Below are 17,700 nucleotides of genomic sequence, written 5' to 3'. Positions count from 1 at the left end.
ATAAAAAACCGCCGAAAGGCGGTTTTTTATTGTCCAACGACATTGCCCGGCCTAGATCACCCGGGAGAACTGCTGCTGGCGCGCCTTGTTGCGCAGGTAGACATCGAAGCACATGCAGATGTTGCGGATCAGCAGCTGACCGGTGGAGACCACCTCCAGCCCCTCTTCGGTCATGCGCACCAGACCGTCGTCGATGAAGGTCTGCAACAGCTTGAGATCCTCGGCAAAATACTCCTTGAACACCAGGTCGTGGGCCTGCTCCACAGCGGCGAAGTTCAGGGAAAAATCGCAGATGAGGCGCTTGATCACCTCACGACGGATCAGATCGTCCCGATTGAGGGAGCACCCCTTCCACTGGGCATGGCCCAGTGACTCGACCTGGGCGTAGTAGGTTTTGAGATCCTTCTGGTTCTGGGAATAGGCATCCCCCATCATGCTGATGGAAGAGACCCCCAGCCCCAGCAGATCGCAATCCCCCTGGGTGGTATAGCCCTGGAAGTTGCGATGCAGCTTGCCCTCGCGCTGGGCGACGGCCAGCTCGTCATCGGGCTTGGCAAAGTGGTCCATGCCGATGAACTGATAACCCTGGCCGGTCAGGAAGGCAATGGTGTCCTGCAGCATGGCCAGCTTCTCCTGCGGCGCCGGCATGTCCGCTTCTTTCAGCTTGTGCTGGGCGGCAAAACGGCTCGGCAGGTGGGCATAATTGAAGATGGAGAGGCGAGCCGGGTCGGTCTTGAGCACCTCTTCCAGGGTGTGATGGAAGCTCTCCCGGTTCTGGTGCGGCAGACCGTAGATGAGATCCAGATTGGTGGAGCGAAACCCCAGCTCGCGGGCACGAACCAGCATGGCGCGGATGAAGTCGTTGTCCTGCTCCCGATTGACCGCAACCTGGACCGCCTTGTTGAAGTCCTGAACGCCAAGGCTGATGCGGTTGAAACCGAGCTCCCGCAGCACATCCAGCATGGACAATTCGATCTCGCGGGGATCCACCTCGATGCTGATCTCCCCCTCCTCGGAGAAGTGGAAGTGCTCCCGCAACATGGCCATCAGGCGACGAGTCTGGGGTTCGCTCAGATAGGTGGGTGTGCCGCCACCCCAGTGCAGCTGGGTGACCAGTCTCTCCTTGAACAGGGGGGCCTGGGCCTTGATCTCCTGTTCGAGGTAGTCGAGGTATTGATCTGCCTTGTGCTGGTGCCGGGTAATGACCTTGTTGCAGCCGCAGTAGTAGCAGAGCTTGTGACAGAAGGGGATATGCACGTAGAGCGACAGATTGCGTGCAGGATACTGGCCCGCTGCCTGGACAAAGTCCGGATAGCCGAACCCCTCGTTAAACTCCAGCGCAGTGGGATAGGAGGTGTAACGCGGACCACTGTAGTTGTATTTTTCGATCAGGGCCTGATCCCACACAATCTGTTCTGCTTGCACGCTTGCTTCCTCTGTCTTTGTCATTGGATCACCGGCTTAACTGAAAATCCTTCAGTCTGGCGACATCCTCAAGGATCTGCGCCTCCAGCTCGGCCTCGTAGCCGCTGCGTTCGAGATCCATCTTCATCACTTCATTGCGCTTGAGTGCCCGCCTCGCCTCATGGGTCGGCATCTCCTTCACCTTCTCATAGAGGCCGTAGAGCCCCGGGAACTCGGTGGCAAAGGCGCGGCCCCCCTTTATTTGCAAGGCATCCAGCAGATTGGTCAGCCGGATGGCGCCTTCTGAGTAGTCGCACTGACCATCTCGTACCGCGTGGGCGATCACCCTGACACTCTCCAGGATCCGCTCGTTGCGGGCCGCAATGGCGTGCTGCTGCATCTCTTGCTGGCGTTTGAGGCGCGCCATCAGGGCGCCGGCATAGACGGCAAGCCCCAGCAAAATCAGGCCACCCAACAGGGCGGCCTGCATCCATCCACTCATCACTTTTTCTTCGGCTCGGGTTTGGCTTCAGGCTGGTAGTCCGCCTGAGAGAAACGCTCCCACAACTCCTCTTCGGAGGCAGGCTGACTCGGCTCATCAAAATCGGCATCATCAAAATCCATGTCGCCATCTTCGTCATCGTCGTTGTCGATGATACCGAGCTCGTCCATCAGCTCCTGATAACGGTCAACCCGCTGATCGACCCATGCCTGCTCTGCGGCCTCCAGGGTTTCACCGGCATCCAGACGATCCAGCAAGGCATTGAGGCGATCATCATTCTCGATGGACGCCAGCTCCTGCTCGGGGGTCATCACCACCCGCTTCTCTTTCGCAGGCTTGGTCGCCACCGGCTTGCTGCCCTTCTCGTCGGCAATCAGCGCGATGGGCTTGCGAGAGCCGATGCGTGGATCCTTGGCCTGCTTGGAGCCGCTCTTTTTGCCCGCCTGCTCGACCTGTTGGCGGGAGCCCGCCTTCAGGCCCTTGCGCTTGGCGGCGCGCTTGCGCTCACGACCTTCCTGGGCACTGGCATCTGATTCTTTGCGCTTGCCGGTAGGCTTGCGGTTGGGTTGTTTGGCCGACATGAATGACTCCGACAAATAACTGAATGGAAACCCCCGGAGCGTGTCGTCCGGGGAGGATGCTGAAGCGGGGAACAGTAAATATGGAACAAGAGTGGGATCCCGCACCAATTCGACCACTTTGGGCCGCTGAACACCGCAGGATCGGCATCCTCTGGGCATGTTGCTGGTATTTTGACACAGAATGTCTTGGCGGGTTAATGACCCAATAGAAAAAAGGCAGCCGAAGCTGCCTTTTTCCATCATGCGAGTTCCATTCCCTGGTAGCCAATCGCCTTATCCCTGGGCGAACCACGGCGCATCATTTCGTTGGGTCATCCTGATCCTTATTGACCAGTCCTGAGTGTGCGTGTGTTTGTTTGTCTAACCCAAACCGGCGACATCCTGCCTCCCATCGGGGTGGTTGCCTCCCGCAGCCCCGTTCATCCCTGGCGGTCACCATCCTGGCTTTTTGCATCTATTGCTCATCGCATGCTCCGAGCAGACATCCTGTCAAACCGAAGACGGGTCTTGCTCCCTCTCTCCGGCCAATCCTGATTGCCTACTGTAACTTCTTCGCTGGATGACTCAATCAACCAAAGCACATTTCGAACTGGTACAAAGTAATGTTCTATTTCTTAATTCATTGAAAAACAAAAAATAAAATAATATACGTGAGCAATCTTTCAGACACGACCAGCCCCGTATATAGAAGATCTCTTACAGCAATGCAGGCTGTTTACGGGCGATCGCTACAACCTCAAAAAAGAACAGGGAACACAATGGTTCCCTGTTCTTTTCAACAAGATAACTAACAGTCTATATCAGTGAAGCCCCGCCACATACTTGGAGAGCGCCTCGATGTCCTGATCCGTCAGCTTCTTGGCCACATCCCGCATCATGCCATTGGGATCGTTGTCGCGGGTCGCCGAACGAAAAGCGGTGAGCTGGGCCTTGATATAGGCGGGATGCTGCCCTGACAGGCTGGGATACTTCGCTTGCTCGACGCCGGAACCCCGTGGACCATGACAGGCGGTACAGGCAGCCAGGCCTCGCTCCATGTCTCCCCCCATATAAAGCGCCTTGCCTGCGGCAACCACATCATCGGGCACGGCAAACGGCGTCACCTTCTGGCTGGAGAAATAAGCGGCAAGGTCGTCCATATCCTGCTCGGACAACGGCAACGCCATGGGTCCCATGACGGGCGCAACCCGACCAGTTTGGCCAGAAGCTGCAGCCTTCAGTTCAACTAATTGTTTTTTGATATATGATGCGTGCTGACCAGCAATCTTGGGATACATGTCGACTGGGCTGTTGCCGTCCGGTCCATGACAGGCCGCACAGACGGCAGCCTTGGTTTGTCCCGCAGCGGCATCGCCCTTGGCTTGTGCCATCCCAGTTACGCCAACCATCAGAGCAAGTGTAATGACTAGGTTCTTCATGGCGTTCCAACTTTCTCGTTATTAGGCTTCCAGATCCCATGCCGCTGAAGGCATGTTAAAATAAACGCGTTCAAGCGACGCCATTTTACACTATTTCACAAAAAAGTAACTCTATAACCCTCTATCTCTATGGGGAATTTACGTTGGATACACAAACTCTGAATTTCAATAAGGTGCATTTTGTGACCAGCGCACCCGACATCCGCCACCTGCCAAATGATGGGGGTATCGAGATTGCGTTTGCCGGTCGTTCCAACGCTGGCAAGTCGTCTGCATTGAATACCTTGACCAAACACAAGAACCTGGCGCGAACCAGTAAGACCCCTGGCCGTACTCAGCTGATCAACCTGTTTGAGCTGGAACCGGGCAAACGCCTGGTTGACTTGCCTGGCTATGGATATGCCCAGGTTCCGCTGGAAATGAAGCTCAAGTGGCAAAAGTCACTGGCTGAATACCTGCAGCGACGGGAGTCCCTGAAAGGGCTGGTGATCCTGATGGACATCCGCCATCCGCTCAAGGAAACCGACATGAACATGCTGGAATGGAGTTCACACCGTGAACTGCCGGTGATGCTGTTGCTGACCAAGGCGGACAAGTTAAGCCCGGGGCCCCGCAACAACCAGGTGATCAAGGTTCGTCAGGCGGTGGCAGAACTGGGCCCGCAGATCCAGGTTGAAGCATTCTCTTCTCTGACCAATATCGGCGTCGAGAAGCTGGCCCAGACCCTAAGCGGCTGGTATCTATCCGAAGCAGACAACGCCCAGGCAGACGACGAAGATCATCAGAACGAGGAGTAAACGACTCCTCTCCCTGGCTGCAATTGGCGGAGTTGGACCTCCGCTGATTGAAAGGCTTTCATGATCCCCCCATCTCCGAGCCCTTCCTCCCCGCCTTCGCCATCTCTGAAGAATAACCTCAAAAAATATATTTAAATCATACTGATAGCATATTCGACGCGAAAAGAATTAACTAATCATCAACATGATACCGTTTTCATGGATATCGAGTAAAAAATCAAAATTGAAGGCTGTAACAAACGAAACTGAAATTTAATTACACGATGAGGCAATATAGGGATAAAAATGAGGCCGGTCTTGCCATTGCAAACCGGCCTGAAGAAAAGAGTTCAAAAATTTGGGAAAAAGCGAGTTCTCGAGAACAAAGACGATTGGTTTTCCTCAAGAAACGCCTTCATTCTAACAAAGAACGGCAACAATTAAAGCATTTACTCTAAATGTTGCTCATAAAAAAACGCCCCGACGATGACTCATCGGGGCTGCTATTCAGCCACATTCAATTACGTGAAATAAAAGGTCTGAAAGATAGAACATCTTACCTCTGTACCCTACGCCGACAACTGTACAGCAAAGCAGCAGAAAGTGAAAGTAATTTATGTAATTTAGTTTCAAAGATAGGGAAGGAAAAAAATATTCATAATTTTCATGCAGATAAAAAAATCCCCAGTACGAATACCGGGGAGTTATAAAGGTGACTAGCTAGCACTTCCTCAACTATCCAGTTAGTCAGCAGTCCGTTACAGAAGTTCCGCTGCTTTGAGAAAAAACTCAAAAAAATTCTGCGAGAGACGGCAAAGTAAAAGTAACTTATTGTTATGCAATGGTTTTATAAAAATGGCACCTGTTCTGCCACACACCCACCGCAGAACGACCGTTTCACATCACACGTGCCGTGCCGCATCACGAGGGAGCCCTTATCCAGAGATGCAGAATCTCTACATCAGACCTGCCGACAGCCCAATAGAACGCACAAGCTGGTTCACACGACGCCCAGATTGCGCTGCAACTCTCTCAATACCTGCTTGGTGCCGGGCCGGATCCCTCGCCATACGGTAAAGGCCTCAGCAGCCTGCTCGACCAGCATGCCCAATCCATCCATGGTATGGCGCGCGCCATGTTGTTTGGCCCAGCCGATGAAGGCTGTGTCCGTTGCGCCATACATCATGTCGTAGATCGCGATGTCCGGGTGGATGAGGGTTGGCGCCAAAGGTGGCAACTCTCCTTGCAGACTCGCTGAGGTGGAATTGATGATGAGATCGAACGGCCCCACCAGCTGTTCATAGGATTGAGCAGTGATGCTGCCCAGATCCCTGAACTCCACAGCCAGCTGTTCCGCCTTGGCATGGGTACGGTTGACCACGACGATCTCGCCCGGCGCTTCCGCCAGCAGGGGGGCCAGGGCACCACGAGCTGCGCCACCGGCCCCCAGAAGCAGGATCCTGCTACCGGCAAGGTTCACTCCGTGAGCCTTGAGATCGGCGACCAGCCCGGCGCCGTCGGTATTGTCACCCAGCAGCACACCATCATCTGTCAGTTTGATGGTGTTGACCGCTCCCGCCCGCTTGGCCCTGGGGCTCAGCCGCTCCACCAGCACGAAGGCTTGCTCCTTGAAAGGCACGGTCACGTTGCACCCCTTCCCTCCTTCGGCGAAGAAGTGGTTCAGAGCGCTGGCAAACTCATCGACAGCAGGTTCTGCCAGACCATACTCCAGCTCTTGCTGGGTCTGCCTGGCAAACAGGGTATGAATGAAGGGAGATTTGCTGTGGCGCACGGGGTGGCCAAAAACCAGATAACGATCCATCAAGGCGTTCCTTTTGAGAGCAATATCCCGATTTAACGGGTTTTCTCATGAAGGAACAAGCCGAATATCGGCAATAAGAAGAGGCCATCATGGCCCCTCTGGTCACAACCACTCGCGCGGTTTGAGGTAGTCGCTATAGAGCAATGCCTCCGGGCTGCCAGCCTCCGGCTGCCAGTCGTACTCCCAGCGCGCCAGCGGCGGCATCGACATCAGGATGGATTCGGTGCGCCCCCCCGTCTGCAGTCCGAACAGGGTCCCGCGGTCGTAGACCAGATTGAACTCCACGTAGCGGCCACGGCGATAAAGCTGGAACGCCCGTTCCCGCTCCCCATAAGCAACCTCCTTCCGTCGCTCGACAATCGGCAAGTAGGCCGCCAGGTAACCCTCACCCACTGCACGCATGAAGGCAAAGCAGTCGGCAAAGGGCCAGCGGTTCAAGTCATCGAAGAAAAGACCACCCACCCCGCGCGTCTCGCCCCGATGCTTGAGGAAGAAGTAACGATCGCACCAGGATTTGAACTCGGGATAAATGTCGGTGCCGAACGGCTGACAGAGCTCATGGGAGACCTGGTGCCAATGCCTCACGTCCTCTTCGAACGGATAGAAGGGCGTCAGGTCGAAGCCGCCACCAAACCACCAGATCGGCTCCTCCCCCTCTTTCTCGGCGATGAAGAACCGCACATTCGCATGGCTGGTCGGTACATAGGGATTATGCGGGTGGATCACCAGCGACACCCCCATGGCCTCAAACCTGCGGCCAGCCAGTTCGGGACGATGTGCGGTCGCGGATGCCGGCATGGCATCGCCATAGACATGGGAGAAGTTGACCCCACCTTGCTCGATCACCGCCCCCTGGCGCAGCACCCGTGTTCTACCGCCACCACCACCTTCGCGACTCCAGGCATCTTCCACAAAGCGCCCGCATCCATCGGCCTGCTCCAGGCCACGGCAGATATCATCCTGCAATTGCAGCAGGAAGGCTTTTACCTGGGCCACATCCGGTTTGCTCATTTTATCTCCTGTCAGACAGGCATCATGCATGCACTGCCTGCACTTCTCGTATTGTCATGACCTCATCGCACAACCTGCATGAAACCGGGCCGTGCCCAACTCAGGATGGGCGAATGATGGCCCCGGTGCGGGCGTCCTTGATTTCGGACGGGTTGGCTTGCCCCCCGACTTCGCCGGGCAGAATGTAAGCCAGCTGGCTTGCCAGCAGATCGCCAATATCAGCTACCCGGCGAGCGGGTTCCTCACCGGTGAGATTGGCACTGGTGGACACCAGCGGTTTGCCAAATGCCCGGCAAAGCCCTTGCACCTGGGGATGGCCTGTGACCCGCACCGCCAGGGTCTCGAACTGACCGGTCAACCAGGACGGCGTCGTCGCGCGAGCGGGCATGATCCAGGTGAAGGGACCAGGCCAGCTCGCCTGCACGCGAGCAAGCTGCTCATCGCTGAGCTGGCTCAGGTCGATGTAGTCCTGCAATTGCGCCAGATCTGCCGCGATCAGGATCAATCCCTTCTCCACCGGCCGCTGCTTGATGGCCAGCAGCCGCTGCACGGCGGCTTCGGAATCAGGATCACACCCCAGACCAAACACGGCTTCGGTGGCATAGGCGATAACCCCTTCTCCTTGAAGGGCGGCAACCGCTTGTTCAAATTCATTTGGCATAAGCACATGCGACAGCCACGCTGCCGCCTCTCATCACTGGATTATATGTTGAACCGCCATGACGGCATCGGGGCCATCACTGCTGCGATATGGGCTATATCCCTGCTCCTCTTCAGTCATGCATTTCGGTTCAGACGCTTGCGTGCATCAGTGAACCGAGCAACCGCAGGGAGCTTGAGATGGCGATCAGGAGCAGGGCGACTTGGGCGATGCGCATCGGCTCACAACCTCACGCTGACCAGCAATCCGCCTGCCTGATCACGGGCGGCGAGATTATACCCGCTCAATCTGGTGGGAGCATTTCTTTTGCGGGCAGACCCAGCGCAGGTTTCCCCGCACCTTCTTCTCGATCATGATGCCCCAGCCACACTCGGGACAGGGCATGGGAACCGGCTTGTCATTCACCACATATTTGCAATGGGGGTAGCCGTCGCAAGAGTAGAACTGCTTGCCATAGCGGGAGGTTCGGCTGATGAGGTGCCCCTTGCCACACTCCGGGCAGAGGATTTGGGTATCGTCACTCTCCTGAAGGGATTCGATATGCTGACAGGCCGGGTACTGGGTACATCCCACAAACAGACCGTAACGACCCTTCTTGATGGCCAGTGGATGGCCACAATCCGGACAGGACGACCCCTCGAGCACTTTCTCTATATCGCGGCCAGAGGGGGTGAGGGAGCGAATGTAATCGCAAGCGGGATAGGCTGAACAACCAAGGAAGGGACCGTGCTTGCCCTGGCGGATCACCAGTTCAGCACCACACTGCGGGCACGGCTCGCTCTCGAATGCATGTTCGTGGGCAGAGAAGAGGTGGTGATCGATCTTTGACATGGCCGCGCCTTGAAATCCAGATGGCCTGAATTCTACCAGCGCGGCACCGGGCTGTCAGTGGATGACGCCGTCCGACTCGTCAAACACCAGCTCTTCCATCTGCTGGTAGGCGTTTTCACTGCCTGGCACATTGAACAGCACCATCATGACGACCCACTTCAGATCGTCCAGCTCGATGTCCGGCTTGTCCAGCTCGAGCAACCTTTCGATGCAGATTTCACGGGTTTCGGCATTCAGCACTTGCGCCTGCTCCAGGAACAGCAGGAAACCGCGACATTCAGTACTGAGGCGAACAAGCTCCTGCGGCGCATAGATCCGCATAGAGCCCTGCTGGCTTGCGGTGACATAGACTTCCCGCTCGCTGTCGTGCAGGTTGGCCAGTCGCTCCAGCCAGTTGAGCGCTTTCTCGATCTCGTCCTTGTCGAAACCGGCCCGGCTCAGTTCGTCGGTGAGTTCATCCTGCTCGACCATCACATCTGCATCGCTGTGGATGTAGGTCTCGAAAAGGTACATCAATACATCAAACATGATTCGCCCTCCTCGCTCTGACGTATCCACCGGCTACCGCCATCACTGCACCAACCAGCTCCAGCTCTACCAACCTGCCCAGTACGACATCGACAGGAAGCCGGGCCCGTTCGGCAACGGTATCCACGCTCGTGGTCTCATAATCTACGTTATCCAACAAATCGGCATAAGGCAATTCGCTATTATGCTGCGCCTCGGAAGAACCGTTGGCGGGTCCAGGGGGCAAGACCAGCCTTGGAAACTCTTCCAGGATATCGGCGGCATTCAAGACCAGCTTGGCACCCTGTTGAAGCAGACGGTTGCACCCTGCTGCCTGTGCATTTTGCGGGGCGCCGGGAACGGCAAAGACCTCGCGGCCCTGCTCCAGCGCATAACGGGCCGTAATGAGCGAACCACTCTGTTCTGCCGCTTCCACCACCAGTGTCCCCAGCGACAGACCACTGATGATACGGTTGCGGCGAGGGAAGTGTTCAGCCAGGGGGCCTTGCTGGGGCGCCAACTCGGAGACAAGCAGACCTTCCTGCTCGAGGATCTGCATCGCCAACCCCTGATGACGCTTGGGGTAGAGACAATCCAGACCGGATCCCAGCACCGCCAGGGTGATTCCGCCCGATGCCAGCGCCTGCTGATGGCAGACGCCATCGATGCCCAACGCGAGGCCGGAGGTGATCGCCAGACCACAGCCCACCAACTCGGCACACAAGCGTGTCGCATTGTCTTTGCCGGCATAGGTGGGGTGGCGGGTACCCACCATCGCCAACTGTGGCAGGGAGAGGGATGAGACGTTCCCGCGGCAGTAGAGCAAGAGCGGGGCGCCGGAAATCTCTTTAAGCAGGGCAGGATATGCGGGGTCATCGGGACAGAGGAGGTGATTGCCGGGCTCGGCGGCCCAGCTCAATCCCTGCTCCACGACAGGAAGAGGCCATCTCATCTGCTGAATCTGGGCACTCTGCAGACCAAGAGCTCGCAGGGCGCCATCGTCTGAGTCAAACAGAGTTGTGATGTCACCACCCACATGAGCCAACAGGCGAGCGGCGGTGACCGGGCCTATGCCTGTAACGGCATCCAGCGTCAGCCATAGCGACAACCGCTCCAGTGGCAAGGACACGTCAGAAATTACTGACCTGATAACCAGAGCCGACCAGATCCTGGCTCTGCAGGATAAGACCGTAACTCAATTTGTCGTAGACCTTGAACAGCATGACTCTGGCAACGGCCTCGGCAGGCAGCGATGACTTGCCGGCAGAATAGAACGCCTTGTCATAGACGGATGAATATTCCCGGTATGACACCTTGCCATTCTTGTCCACCATCTCGGCTCCCGGGCGCAGGATCTCGAGCACATCGCCCGGGGCCACCTGATCACGCTCCCCCTTGTTGATGAGTACCACATCAAATTTGCCCCCACCGTGTACCTTGCTCGGCAGCTCGATAACATAGCCGGGGGAAATGGAGGGTGCCGCATTTGGCATGAACACGACAGAAATGCTCTCCTGCGGCGGCAGCGGCATCACCTTGTCACCCTGATACACCTCACGCCGGTTATGGGTCAGCGTCACTTTGGTGGTGTCGTGGGCAAGGTACTCCTCTGCCCGCACCGTGCCGACAAAAATCGCCTCCTGACCGAGCGACTCGCCAGTATGCTTGTCCTTGTATGCCACCCCCGGGCGATAGAGGCCATAACTCTGGCCCGGGTTCAGGGCTCCTTTCACATAGAGAATGTCGCCCTCCAGCATCCCGACATGCTTGTCATTGTTGCCGAGCACATAGGGCAGGTCCTTGCTCTGCTGGCTGTTGGCCAGAATGTGGTCGGTCTGCAGGAAGGGCGCTATCTCGCTCAGAGGCAGGGTCGGTATGGGATTGGCCTTGTTTTCATAGCGGTTCTTGGGCGAGAGACGGATGACCTGTTTGCCCCCCTGACTGGCTTTGCCGAGCCGAGGCTCACCATTGACCCAGCTCAGGTGCAGCACGTCACCGGGATAGATCCAGTGGGGATTGGCGATCTGCGGATTGATGTTCCAGAGGCGTGGCCAGAGCCAGGGTTCGGCCAGATACTGGCCCGAGATGTCCCAGAGGGTGTCCCCTTTCTGCACCACATAAGTCTCGGGGTAACCGGATTTGAGCGTCAACTGCTGTGCCATGGCGCCACCGGCCAGGGCTGTCGCCAGGCAGGCGACGACGATTTGCTTCAGATACATAACACTCCCTGTTACTTCTGCACGCAAAGTGTTGCTGTTTTTTGTCGGCGTAAATGACTAGAATTACGTCAATATTGACTGCGTTTATATGAAACTAAAGAAAAAATTATGGCCATTCTAGATGTATTGCGTTTCCCCGATGAGCGTCTGCGCACAGTCGCGGCCCCTGTCGAAGCCTTTACACCCGAGTTACAACACATTGTAGATGATATGTTCGAAACCATGTACGCGGAGGAAGGCATCGGCCTGGCTGCGACCCAGGTCGACATTCATCAGCGCATCATCGTCATCGATGTCTCCGAGAACCGCGAAGAACAGCTGGTGTTGATCAATCCGGAGATCCTGGAGCAGTCCGGCAGCACCGGCATCGAAGAGGGCTGCCTCTCCGTGCCCGGCAACCGTGCTCTGGTTCCGCGCGCCGAGTGGGTCAAGGTCAGGGCGCAAGATCGCCACGGCAACACCTTCGAGCTGGAAGCGGACGATCTGCTCGCCATCTGCATACAACATGAGATGGATCATCTGGTCGGCAAGCTGTTTGTGGATTACTTGTCCCCGCTCAAGCGCCAGCGCATTCGTCAGAAGCTGGAAAAGATGGCCCGTGAAGATCGCAAAGTCCTCTGAGGATCCGCTCCATTGAACAAGCTGAAACTGATTTTTGCCGGTACCCCCGACTTCGCCGCCCGTCATCTGGCGGCGTTGTTGTCTTCCGGCCACGAGGTCGTCGCCGTTTATACCCAGCCGGACAAGCCCGCCGGTCGCGGCCAGAAGCTCACCGCCAGCCCGGTCAAGGAGCTGGCGCTGGCCCACGATCTGCCGGTCTACCAGCCTGCCTCCCTGCGCAATGAAGCGGCGCAGACCGAACTGGCCGCTCTGGGTGCCGATCTGATGGTCGTCGTGGCTTATGGCCTCATCCTCCCCAAGGCGGTGCTCGATACGCCGCGTCTGGGCTGCATCAACGTCCACGGCTCCCTGCTGCCGCGCTGGCGCGGTGCCGCCCCGATTCAACGCTCCATCTGGGCGGGGGATGCCGAAACCGGCGTCACCATCATGCAGATGGACGTGGGGCTGGATACCGGCGCCATGATCCGCAAGGTAACCTGCCCCATCGCCAGTGATGAGACCTCTGCCAGCCTCTATGACAAGCTGGCCGGTCTGGGCCCGCAGGCACTGGTCGATACCCTGGACGCCATGGCTGCCGGCGACACCGCTGCCGAGCCCCAGGACGATGCGCTGGCCAACTACGCCGAGAAGCTCTCCAAGGAAGAGGCCCGCATCGACTGGTCGATGGACGCCGTTGCCATCGAACGCTGCATCCGTGCCTTCAACCCCTGGCCCATCAGCTGGTTCGACGTTGCCGGACAGACCGTCAAGGTGTGGCAGGCCGAGGTCGTCGCACAGGATCACGGCCAGGCAGCCGGCACCCTGCTCAAGGCCGACAAACAGGGGATCGAGGTTGCCACCGGTCAGGGCGTGCTGCGCCTGCTGACCCTGCAACCTCCCGGCAAGAAGGCCATGTCCGTTTCGGATCTGCTCAACTCTCGCCGCGACTGGTTTGAACCTGGCACGCAACTGATTTGATCTGGATTGAATTGACACAAGCGGGGCCCTGGCCCCGACTTGTGCATCTAAGGTAACGCTATGAAAACACGCGCACAGGCTGCTCTCGTCATTCAACAGGTGCTGGATCAGGGTCAATCTCTCTCCGCCGTTCTGCCTGCTGCCCAGGAGAAAGTCGCCCCTCGCGATCGCGCCCTCCTGCAAGAACTCTGCTACGGCACCCTGCGCTGGCTGCCCCGCCTCGATGCGGCGGTAAGCGAGATGATGGACAAGCCGCTCAAGAACAAGAGCCGCATCTTCCACTACCTCATCCTGGTCGGCCTCTACCAGCTCATCTATACCCGCATTCCGGCTCACGCCGCCGTGGCCGAGACCGTCAACGCCGTCAAGCTGCTCAAGGGTTCTTCCCTGCGCGGCCTCATCAACGGCGTACTGCGCAACTTCCAGCGCAGCGCCGAAGTGATCCTGCTGCGCATCGACCGCGTCCCCAGCGTCCGCCTCGGCCACCCCGAATGGCTCACCAAGCGCCTGCGTCAGGCCTATCCCGATGACTGGGAGTTCATCATGGAGGCGAACAACCAGCGCCCGCCCATGTGGATCCGCAACAACAGCCAGCGCCAGAGCCGTGAGGCCATGCTGGCCCGCATGAGCGAGGCGGGCATCCCGGCCATGGCCGGTGTGGAAGGGGAAGATTGCATCCTGCTGGAGCGCCCCTGCGACGTGACCAAGCTGCCCGGCTTCGAGCAGGGTGACTGCTCGGTGCAGGACGGAGCAGCCCAGCAGGCCGCCGCCCTGCTCGATCCCCAGCCGGGCGAGTGGGTGCTGGACGCCTGCGCCGCCCCCGGCGGCAAAACCGCCCACCTGCTGGAACGCCAGCCGGCCCTTGCCGGCGTGGTTGCCGTCGACGCAGACGACAACCGCCTCAAGCGGGTGCAGGAGAACCTGGATCGTATCGGCCTTCAGGCCCAAGTGATCCACGGTGATGCCAGCACGCCGGATCTGTGGTGGCCACAGGGGCAGTTCGACCGCATCCTGCTGGATGCCCCCTGCTCCGCCACCGGCGTCATCCGCCGTCACCCCGACATCAAGTGGTTGCGCCGGGATCAGGACATCCGCGAGCTGGCCGAGCTGCAACGCCGCATTCTCGATGCCCTCTGGGGCAAGCTGAAGCAAGGCGGCACCCTGCTCTACGCCACCTGCTCCGTGTTGCCGGAAGAGAACCGGGAGCAGATCCGCGCCTTCCTGGCCGATACCCCGGATGCCCGCCTGGTGCCGTTGCATGCAGAAGACACCCCGGCCTGTCCGGGTCGCCAGTTCCTGCCCGGCGAGGCGGAGATGGACGGCTTCTACTATGCCAAGCTCATCAAGCTGTAGGCCGAACCGGCGGATGGCAGGCCCGGTGACGGGCCGCCTCATTACGAAGCAACAACCTTGAGTAAGATGGCCTTATGAAAATCATCATTCTGGGCGCAGGTCAGGTGGGTGGCACCCTGGCCGAGAACCTCGCCGGCGAGAACAACGACATCACCATCGTCGACACCGACAGCGAGCGCCTGCGCGAACTGCAGGACAAATTCGACCTGCGGGTGGTGAACGGCCACGGCGCCCATCCCAGGGTGCTGCGCGAAGCCGGCGCCCAGGATGCCGACATGCTGGTCGCCGTCACCAACAGCGACGAGACCAACATGGTCGCTTGCCAGGTCGCCTACTCCCTGTTCAACACCCCGAACAAGGTGGCGCGCATTCGCTCCCCCGCCTATCTGGTGGAGCGGGATCGCCTGTTCCTGCCCGAATCCGTCCCCGTGGACCACCTGATCGCCCCGGAGCAGCTGGTGACCGACTACGTGCGTCGCCTGATCGAGTATCCGGGGGCGTTGCAGGTGGTGGATTTTGCCGACGGCAAGGTGGGCCTGGTGGCGGTCAAGGCCTATTACGGCGGCCCCCTGGTGGGCAATGCGCTCTCCACCCTGCGGGAACACATGCCCAACATCGAAACCCGGGTCGCCGCCATCTTCCGCCAGGGGCGCTCCATCCGCCCGCAGGGCACCACCATCATCGAAGCCGATGACGAGGTGTTCTTCGTGGCCGCAGCGGGCCATATCCGCGCCGTGATGTCGGAGCTGCAACGCCTCGAGAGCCCCTACCGGCGCATCATGATCGTCGGCGGCGGCAACATAGGCGCCGGCCTCGCCCGCCAGCTAGAGAAGCGCTACAGCGTCAAGCTCATCGAGCGCAACCAGAAGCGGGCGGAGCAGCTCTCCGAGCATCTGGAACACACCATCGTCTTCTGCGGCGATGCGGCGGATCAGGAGCTGCTGGCGGAGGAGCACATCGACCAGATCGACGTCTTCATCGCGGTGACCAACGAGGATGAGGCCAACATCATGTCGGCCCTGCTCGCCAAGAAGATGGGGGCCAAGAAGACCATGGTGCTGATCCAGCGCGGCGCCTACGTGGACCTGGTACAGGGCGGCTCCATCGACATCGCCATTTCCCCCCAGCAGGCCACCATCTCTGCCCTGCTGACCCATGTGCGCCGCGCCGACATCGCCAACGTCTACAGCCTGCGCCGCGGGGCGGCCGAAGCCATCGAGGCGATCGCCCACGGGGACGAGAACACCTCCAAGGTGGTGGGCAAGACGGTGGGCGAGCTGAAGCTGCCCCCGGGCACCACCATAGGCGCAGTGGTGCGCGGTGATGAGGTGCTGATCGCCCACGATCGCACCCAGATACAGCAGGATGACCACGTGGTGATGTTCCTGGTGGACAAGAAGTACATCCCGGAAGTGGAGCGTCTGTTCCAGCCCAGTCCCTTCTTCCTGTAAGCCGGCCATGTCTCTGGCAACGGTATCCGGACCCGGCCCCTTTTCTCAGGAAAGGTCCGGGTCTTTTTTCAATCAACGACCAGGTTATCTTGCATGATCAAGCTGCATCCCATCGTCTTCACGCTCGGGCTGGTGCTCTCCAAGCTGGCGCTCTTCATGTGGCTGCCCACCCTGCTGGCCCTGCTGACCGGTTCGGAAGGTTTCGTCGAATTTCTCAAGTCGGTCTTGATCACCCATGGCGCCGCACTGCTCTGCCTCCATTACGGTCGCAAGGCGGAGTTTCACCTCGGGGTGCGGGAGATGTTCCTCCTCACCACCTCGGTCTGGGTTGTCGCCTGCGTCTTCGGGGCCCTGCCCTTCGTCTTCATCACCCATATCGACTTTGCCGACGCCTACTTCGAGACCATGTCGGGGGTCACCACCACGGGCTCCACCGTACTGTCGGGGCTGGACGGCATGGCCCACAGCATCCTGCTGTGGCGATCCATCCTGCAGTGGCTGGGCGGGGTCGGTTTCATCGTGATGGCGGTGGCGGTGCTGCCCTACCTCAACGTCGGGGGCATGAAGCTGTTCCAGACCGAGAGCTCGGATTGGTCCGACAAGAGCGCCCCCCGCGCCAAAACGGTGGCCAACAACATAGTGCTGGTCTATCTGGTACTCTCCATGCTCTGCTTCCTCGCCTACTGGGTGAGCGGCATGAACCTGTTCGAGGCGGTCAACCACGCCATGACGACCCTGAGCACCGGCGGCTACTCCACCTCGGACCAATCCATGTCCCACTTCTCCCACGCGGCGCACTGGATAGGCACCCTCTTCATGTTCCTCGGTGGCCTGCCCTTCCTGCTCTATGTGCAGGCTCTCTCCCGCCGTGACAACAGCCTGTTCAAGGATGCCCAGGTGCAGGGCTTCTTCTGGCTGATCGTCTGGGTGACCCTGGTCGTCACCTTCTATCTCTGGGTGAGAGACATCTACGGCTTCATGGATGCCTTGCGCATTAGCAGCTTCAATATCGTCTCCGTGCTCACCACCACGGGTTTCGGACTCGGCGACTTCGGCACCTGGGGCCCGCTCACCACCATTATCTTCATCATCCTGCTGGCACTCGGCGCCTGCTCCGGCTCCACCTCGGGCGGGCTCAAGATCTTCCGGGTCCAGGTGGCCTTCGCCCTGTTCAAGAAACAGATGCGCCAGCTGATGCACCCCTCCGCCGTGTTTCCCCAGAAGTACAACGGCCGTCCGGTCAACGACGCCATCATCCGCTCCCTGATCTCCTTCGTGCTGGTCTACTTCGCCATCATCCTGCTCATCGCCGCCCTGCTCGCCGCCATCGGGCTGGACCCCCTGACCGCCATCTCGGGCTCCATTACCGCCGTGGCCAACGTGGGCCCGGGCATGGGGCCTGTCATCGGTCCCAGCACCAACTTCGCCAGTCTGCCGGATGCGGCCAAGTGGATACTGTCGTTCGGCATGCTGCTGGGACGCCTCGAGATCCTGACGGTGGCGGTGCTCTTCTTCCCCTCCTTCTGGAAGCAATAAGCAGCCGTCCAGGCTGTTGCATGAAACGAAAAGGGCAGCCAATGGCTGCC

17 protein-coding genes are annotated in these 17,700 nt (G+C 58.8%); 6 read left to right on the top strand and 11 right to left on the bottom strand.

The genetic code is table 11. The annotated features are described in order from the left end of the window. Positions 1–51: 51 nt before the first annotated feature. The 4 genes from hemN to C3F36_RS11340 form a co-directional block, all read right to left on the bottom strand. Complete coding sequence (hemN, locus tag C3F36_RS11355) at positions 52–1,425, bottom strand: oxygen-independent coproporphyrinogen III oxidase (RefSeq protein WP_104456039.1); 1,374 nt, start codon at positions 1,423–1,425, stop codon at positions 52–54. 28 nt (positions 1,426–1,453) lie between these two features. Then, positions 1,454–1,894 (bottom strand): DUF2489 domain-containing protein, encoded by a 441-nt coding sequence (locus tag C3F36_RS11350; protein WP_104455095.1) that lies wholly within the window; start codon positions 1,892–1,894, stop codon positions 1,454–1,456. Between the two features lie 11 nt (positions 1,895–1,905). Next, positions 1,906–2,487 (bottom strand): Der GTPase-activating protein YihI, encoded by a 582-nt coding sequence (gene yihI / locus C3F36_RS11345; protein ID WP_039039515.1) that lies wholly within the window; start codon positions 2,485–2,487, stop codon positions 1,906–1,908. A gap of 800 nt (positions 2,488–3,287) precedes the next feature. Then, positions 3,288–3,905, bottom strand: coding sequence for a c-type cytochrome (locus C3F36_RS11340; protein ID WP_104455094.1), 618 nt, complete (start codon positions 3,903–3,905; stop codon positions 3,288–3,290). 143 nt (positions 3,906–4,048) lie between these two features. Between C3F36_RS11340 and yihA the strand changes: the two genes are divergently transcribed. Continuing rightward, entirely contained in the window at positions 4,049–4,702 is a 654-nt protein-coding gene (gene yihA / locus C3F36_RS11335) for a ribosome biogenesis GTP-binding protein YihA/YsxC (protein WP_104455093.1), read from the top strand. Between the two features lie 979 nt (positions 4,703–5,681). On the opposite strand, the gene aroE is transcribed toward yihA, so the two are convergent. From aroE to C3F36_RS11295, 7 genes are all read right to left on the bottom strand, one after another. After that, positions 5,682–6,503: a shikimate dehydrogenase gene (gene aroE / locus C3F36_RS11325; protein ID WP_041214090.1), complete on the bottom strand. Its 822-nt coding sequence runs from the start codon at positions 6,501–6,503 to the stop codon at positions 5,682–5,684. A gap of 102 nt (positions 6,504–6,605) precedes the next feature. Then, on the bottom strand, positions 6,606–7,514 hold the full coding sequence (hemF, locus tag C3F36_RS11320) for an oxygen-dependent coproporphyrinogen oxidase (protein WP_104455091.1): 909 nt from the start codon (positions 7,512–7,514) through the stop codon (positions 6,606–6,608). Between the two features lie 100 nt (positions 7,515–7,614). Then, positions 7,615–8,175, bottom strand: coding sequence for a Sua5/YciO/YrdC/YwlC family protein (locus C3F36_RS11315; RefSeq protein WP_039039520.1), 561 nt, complete (start codon positions 8,173–8,175; stop codon positions 7,615–7,617). A 273-nt stretch (positions 8,176–8,448) separates the two neighbouring features. Then, positions 8,449–9,006, bottom strand: a complete 558-nt coding sequence (locus C3F36_RS11310; RefSeq protein ID WP_104455090.1) for a DNA topoisomerase family protein — start codon at positions 9,004–9,006, stop codon at positions 8,449–8,451. Between the two features lie 54 nt (positions 9,007–9,060). Beyond that, on the bottom strand, positions 9,061–9,534 hold the full coding sequence (locus tag C3F36_RS11305) for a DUF494 family protein (RefSeq protein WP_010672510.1): 474 nt from the start codon (positions 9,532–9,534) through the stop codon (positions 9,061–9,063). Then, positions 9,527–10,642 carry a DNA-processing protein DprA gene (dprA, locus tag C3F36_RS11300; RefSeq protein WP_104455089.1) on the bottom strand — a complete coding sequence of 372 codons (1,116 nt, stop codon included), beginning with the start codon at positions 10,640–10,642 and terminating at the stop codon, positions 9,527–9,529. Before dprA ends, C3F36_RS11305 begins: the two co-directional genes overlap by 8 nt. Before the next feature lies 1 nt (position 10,643). Continuing rightward, positions 10,644–11,732, bottom strand: coding sequence for a LysM peptidoglycan-binding domain-containing protein (locus C3F36_RS11295; RefSeq protein WP_104455088.1), 1,089 nt, complete (start codon positions 11,730–11,732; stop codon positions 10,644–10,646). A gap of 108 nt (positions 11,733–11,840) precedes the next feature. On the opposite strand from C3F36_RS11295, the gene def reads away from it, so the two are divergent. The 5 genes from def to C3F36_RS11270 all read left to right on the top strand — a co-directional run bounded on the left by def (position 11,841) and on the right by C3F36_RS11270 (position 17,650). After that, entirely contained in the window at positions 11,841–12,353 is a 513-nt protein-coding gene (gene def / locus C3F36_RS11290) for a peptide deformylase (RefSeq protein WP_010672507.1), read from the top strand. A 12-nt stretch (positions 12,354–12,365) separates the two neighbouring features. After that, on the top strand, positions 12,366–13,310 hold the full coding sequence (gene fmt, locus C3F36_RS11285) for a methionyl-tRNA formyltransferase (RefSeq protein ID WP_010672506.1): 945 nt from the start codon (positions 12,366–12,368) through the stop codon (positions 13,308–13,310). Between the two features lie 60 nt (positions 13,311–13,370). Beyond that, positions 13,371–14,663: a 16S rRNA (cytosine(967)-C(5))-methyltransferase RsmB gene (gene rsmB, locus C3F36_RS11280; protein ID WP_010672505.1), complete on the top strand. Its 1,293-nt coding sequence runs from the start codon at positions 13,371–13,373 to the stop codon at positions 14,661–14,663. A 74-nt stretch (positions 14,664–14,737) separates the two neighbouring features. Beyond that, complete coding sequence (gene trkA / locus C3F36_RS11275) at positions 14,738–16,114, top strand: Trk system potassium transporter TrkA (RefSeq protein ID WP_010672504.1); 1,377 nt, start codon at positions 14,738–14,740, stop codon at positions 16,112–16,114. A gap of 93 nt (positions 16,115–16,207) precedes the next feature. Next, positions 16,208–17,650 (top strand): TrkH family potassium uptake protein, encoded by a 1,443-nt coding sequence (locus tag C3F36_RS11270; RefSeq protein ID WP_010672503.1) that lies wholly within the window; start codon positions 16,208–16,210, stop codon positions 17,648–17,650. Positions 17,651–17,700: the final 50 nt, after the last annotated feature.

Origin of the sequence: Aeromonas sp. ASNIH2 (assembly GCF_002934795.1) — a bacterium.
GTDB lineage: Bacteria > Pseudomonadota > Gammaproteobacteria > Enterobacterales > Aeromonadaceae > Aeromonas > Aeromonas caviae.
This window is presented reverse-complemented; position numbering and strand designations above follow the sequence as displayed.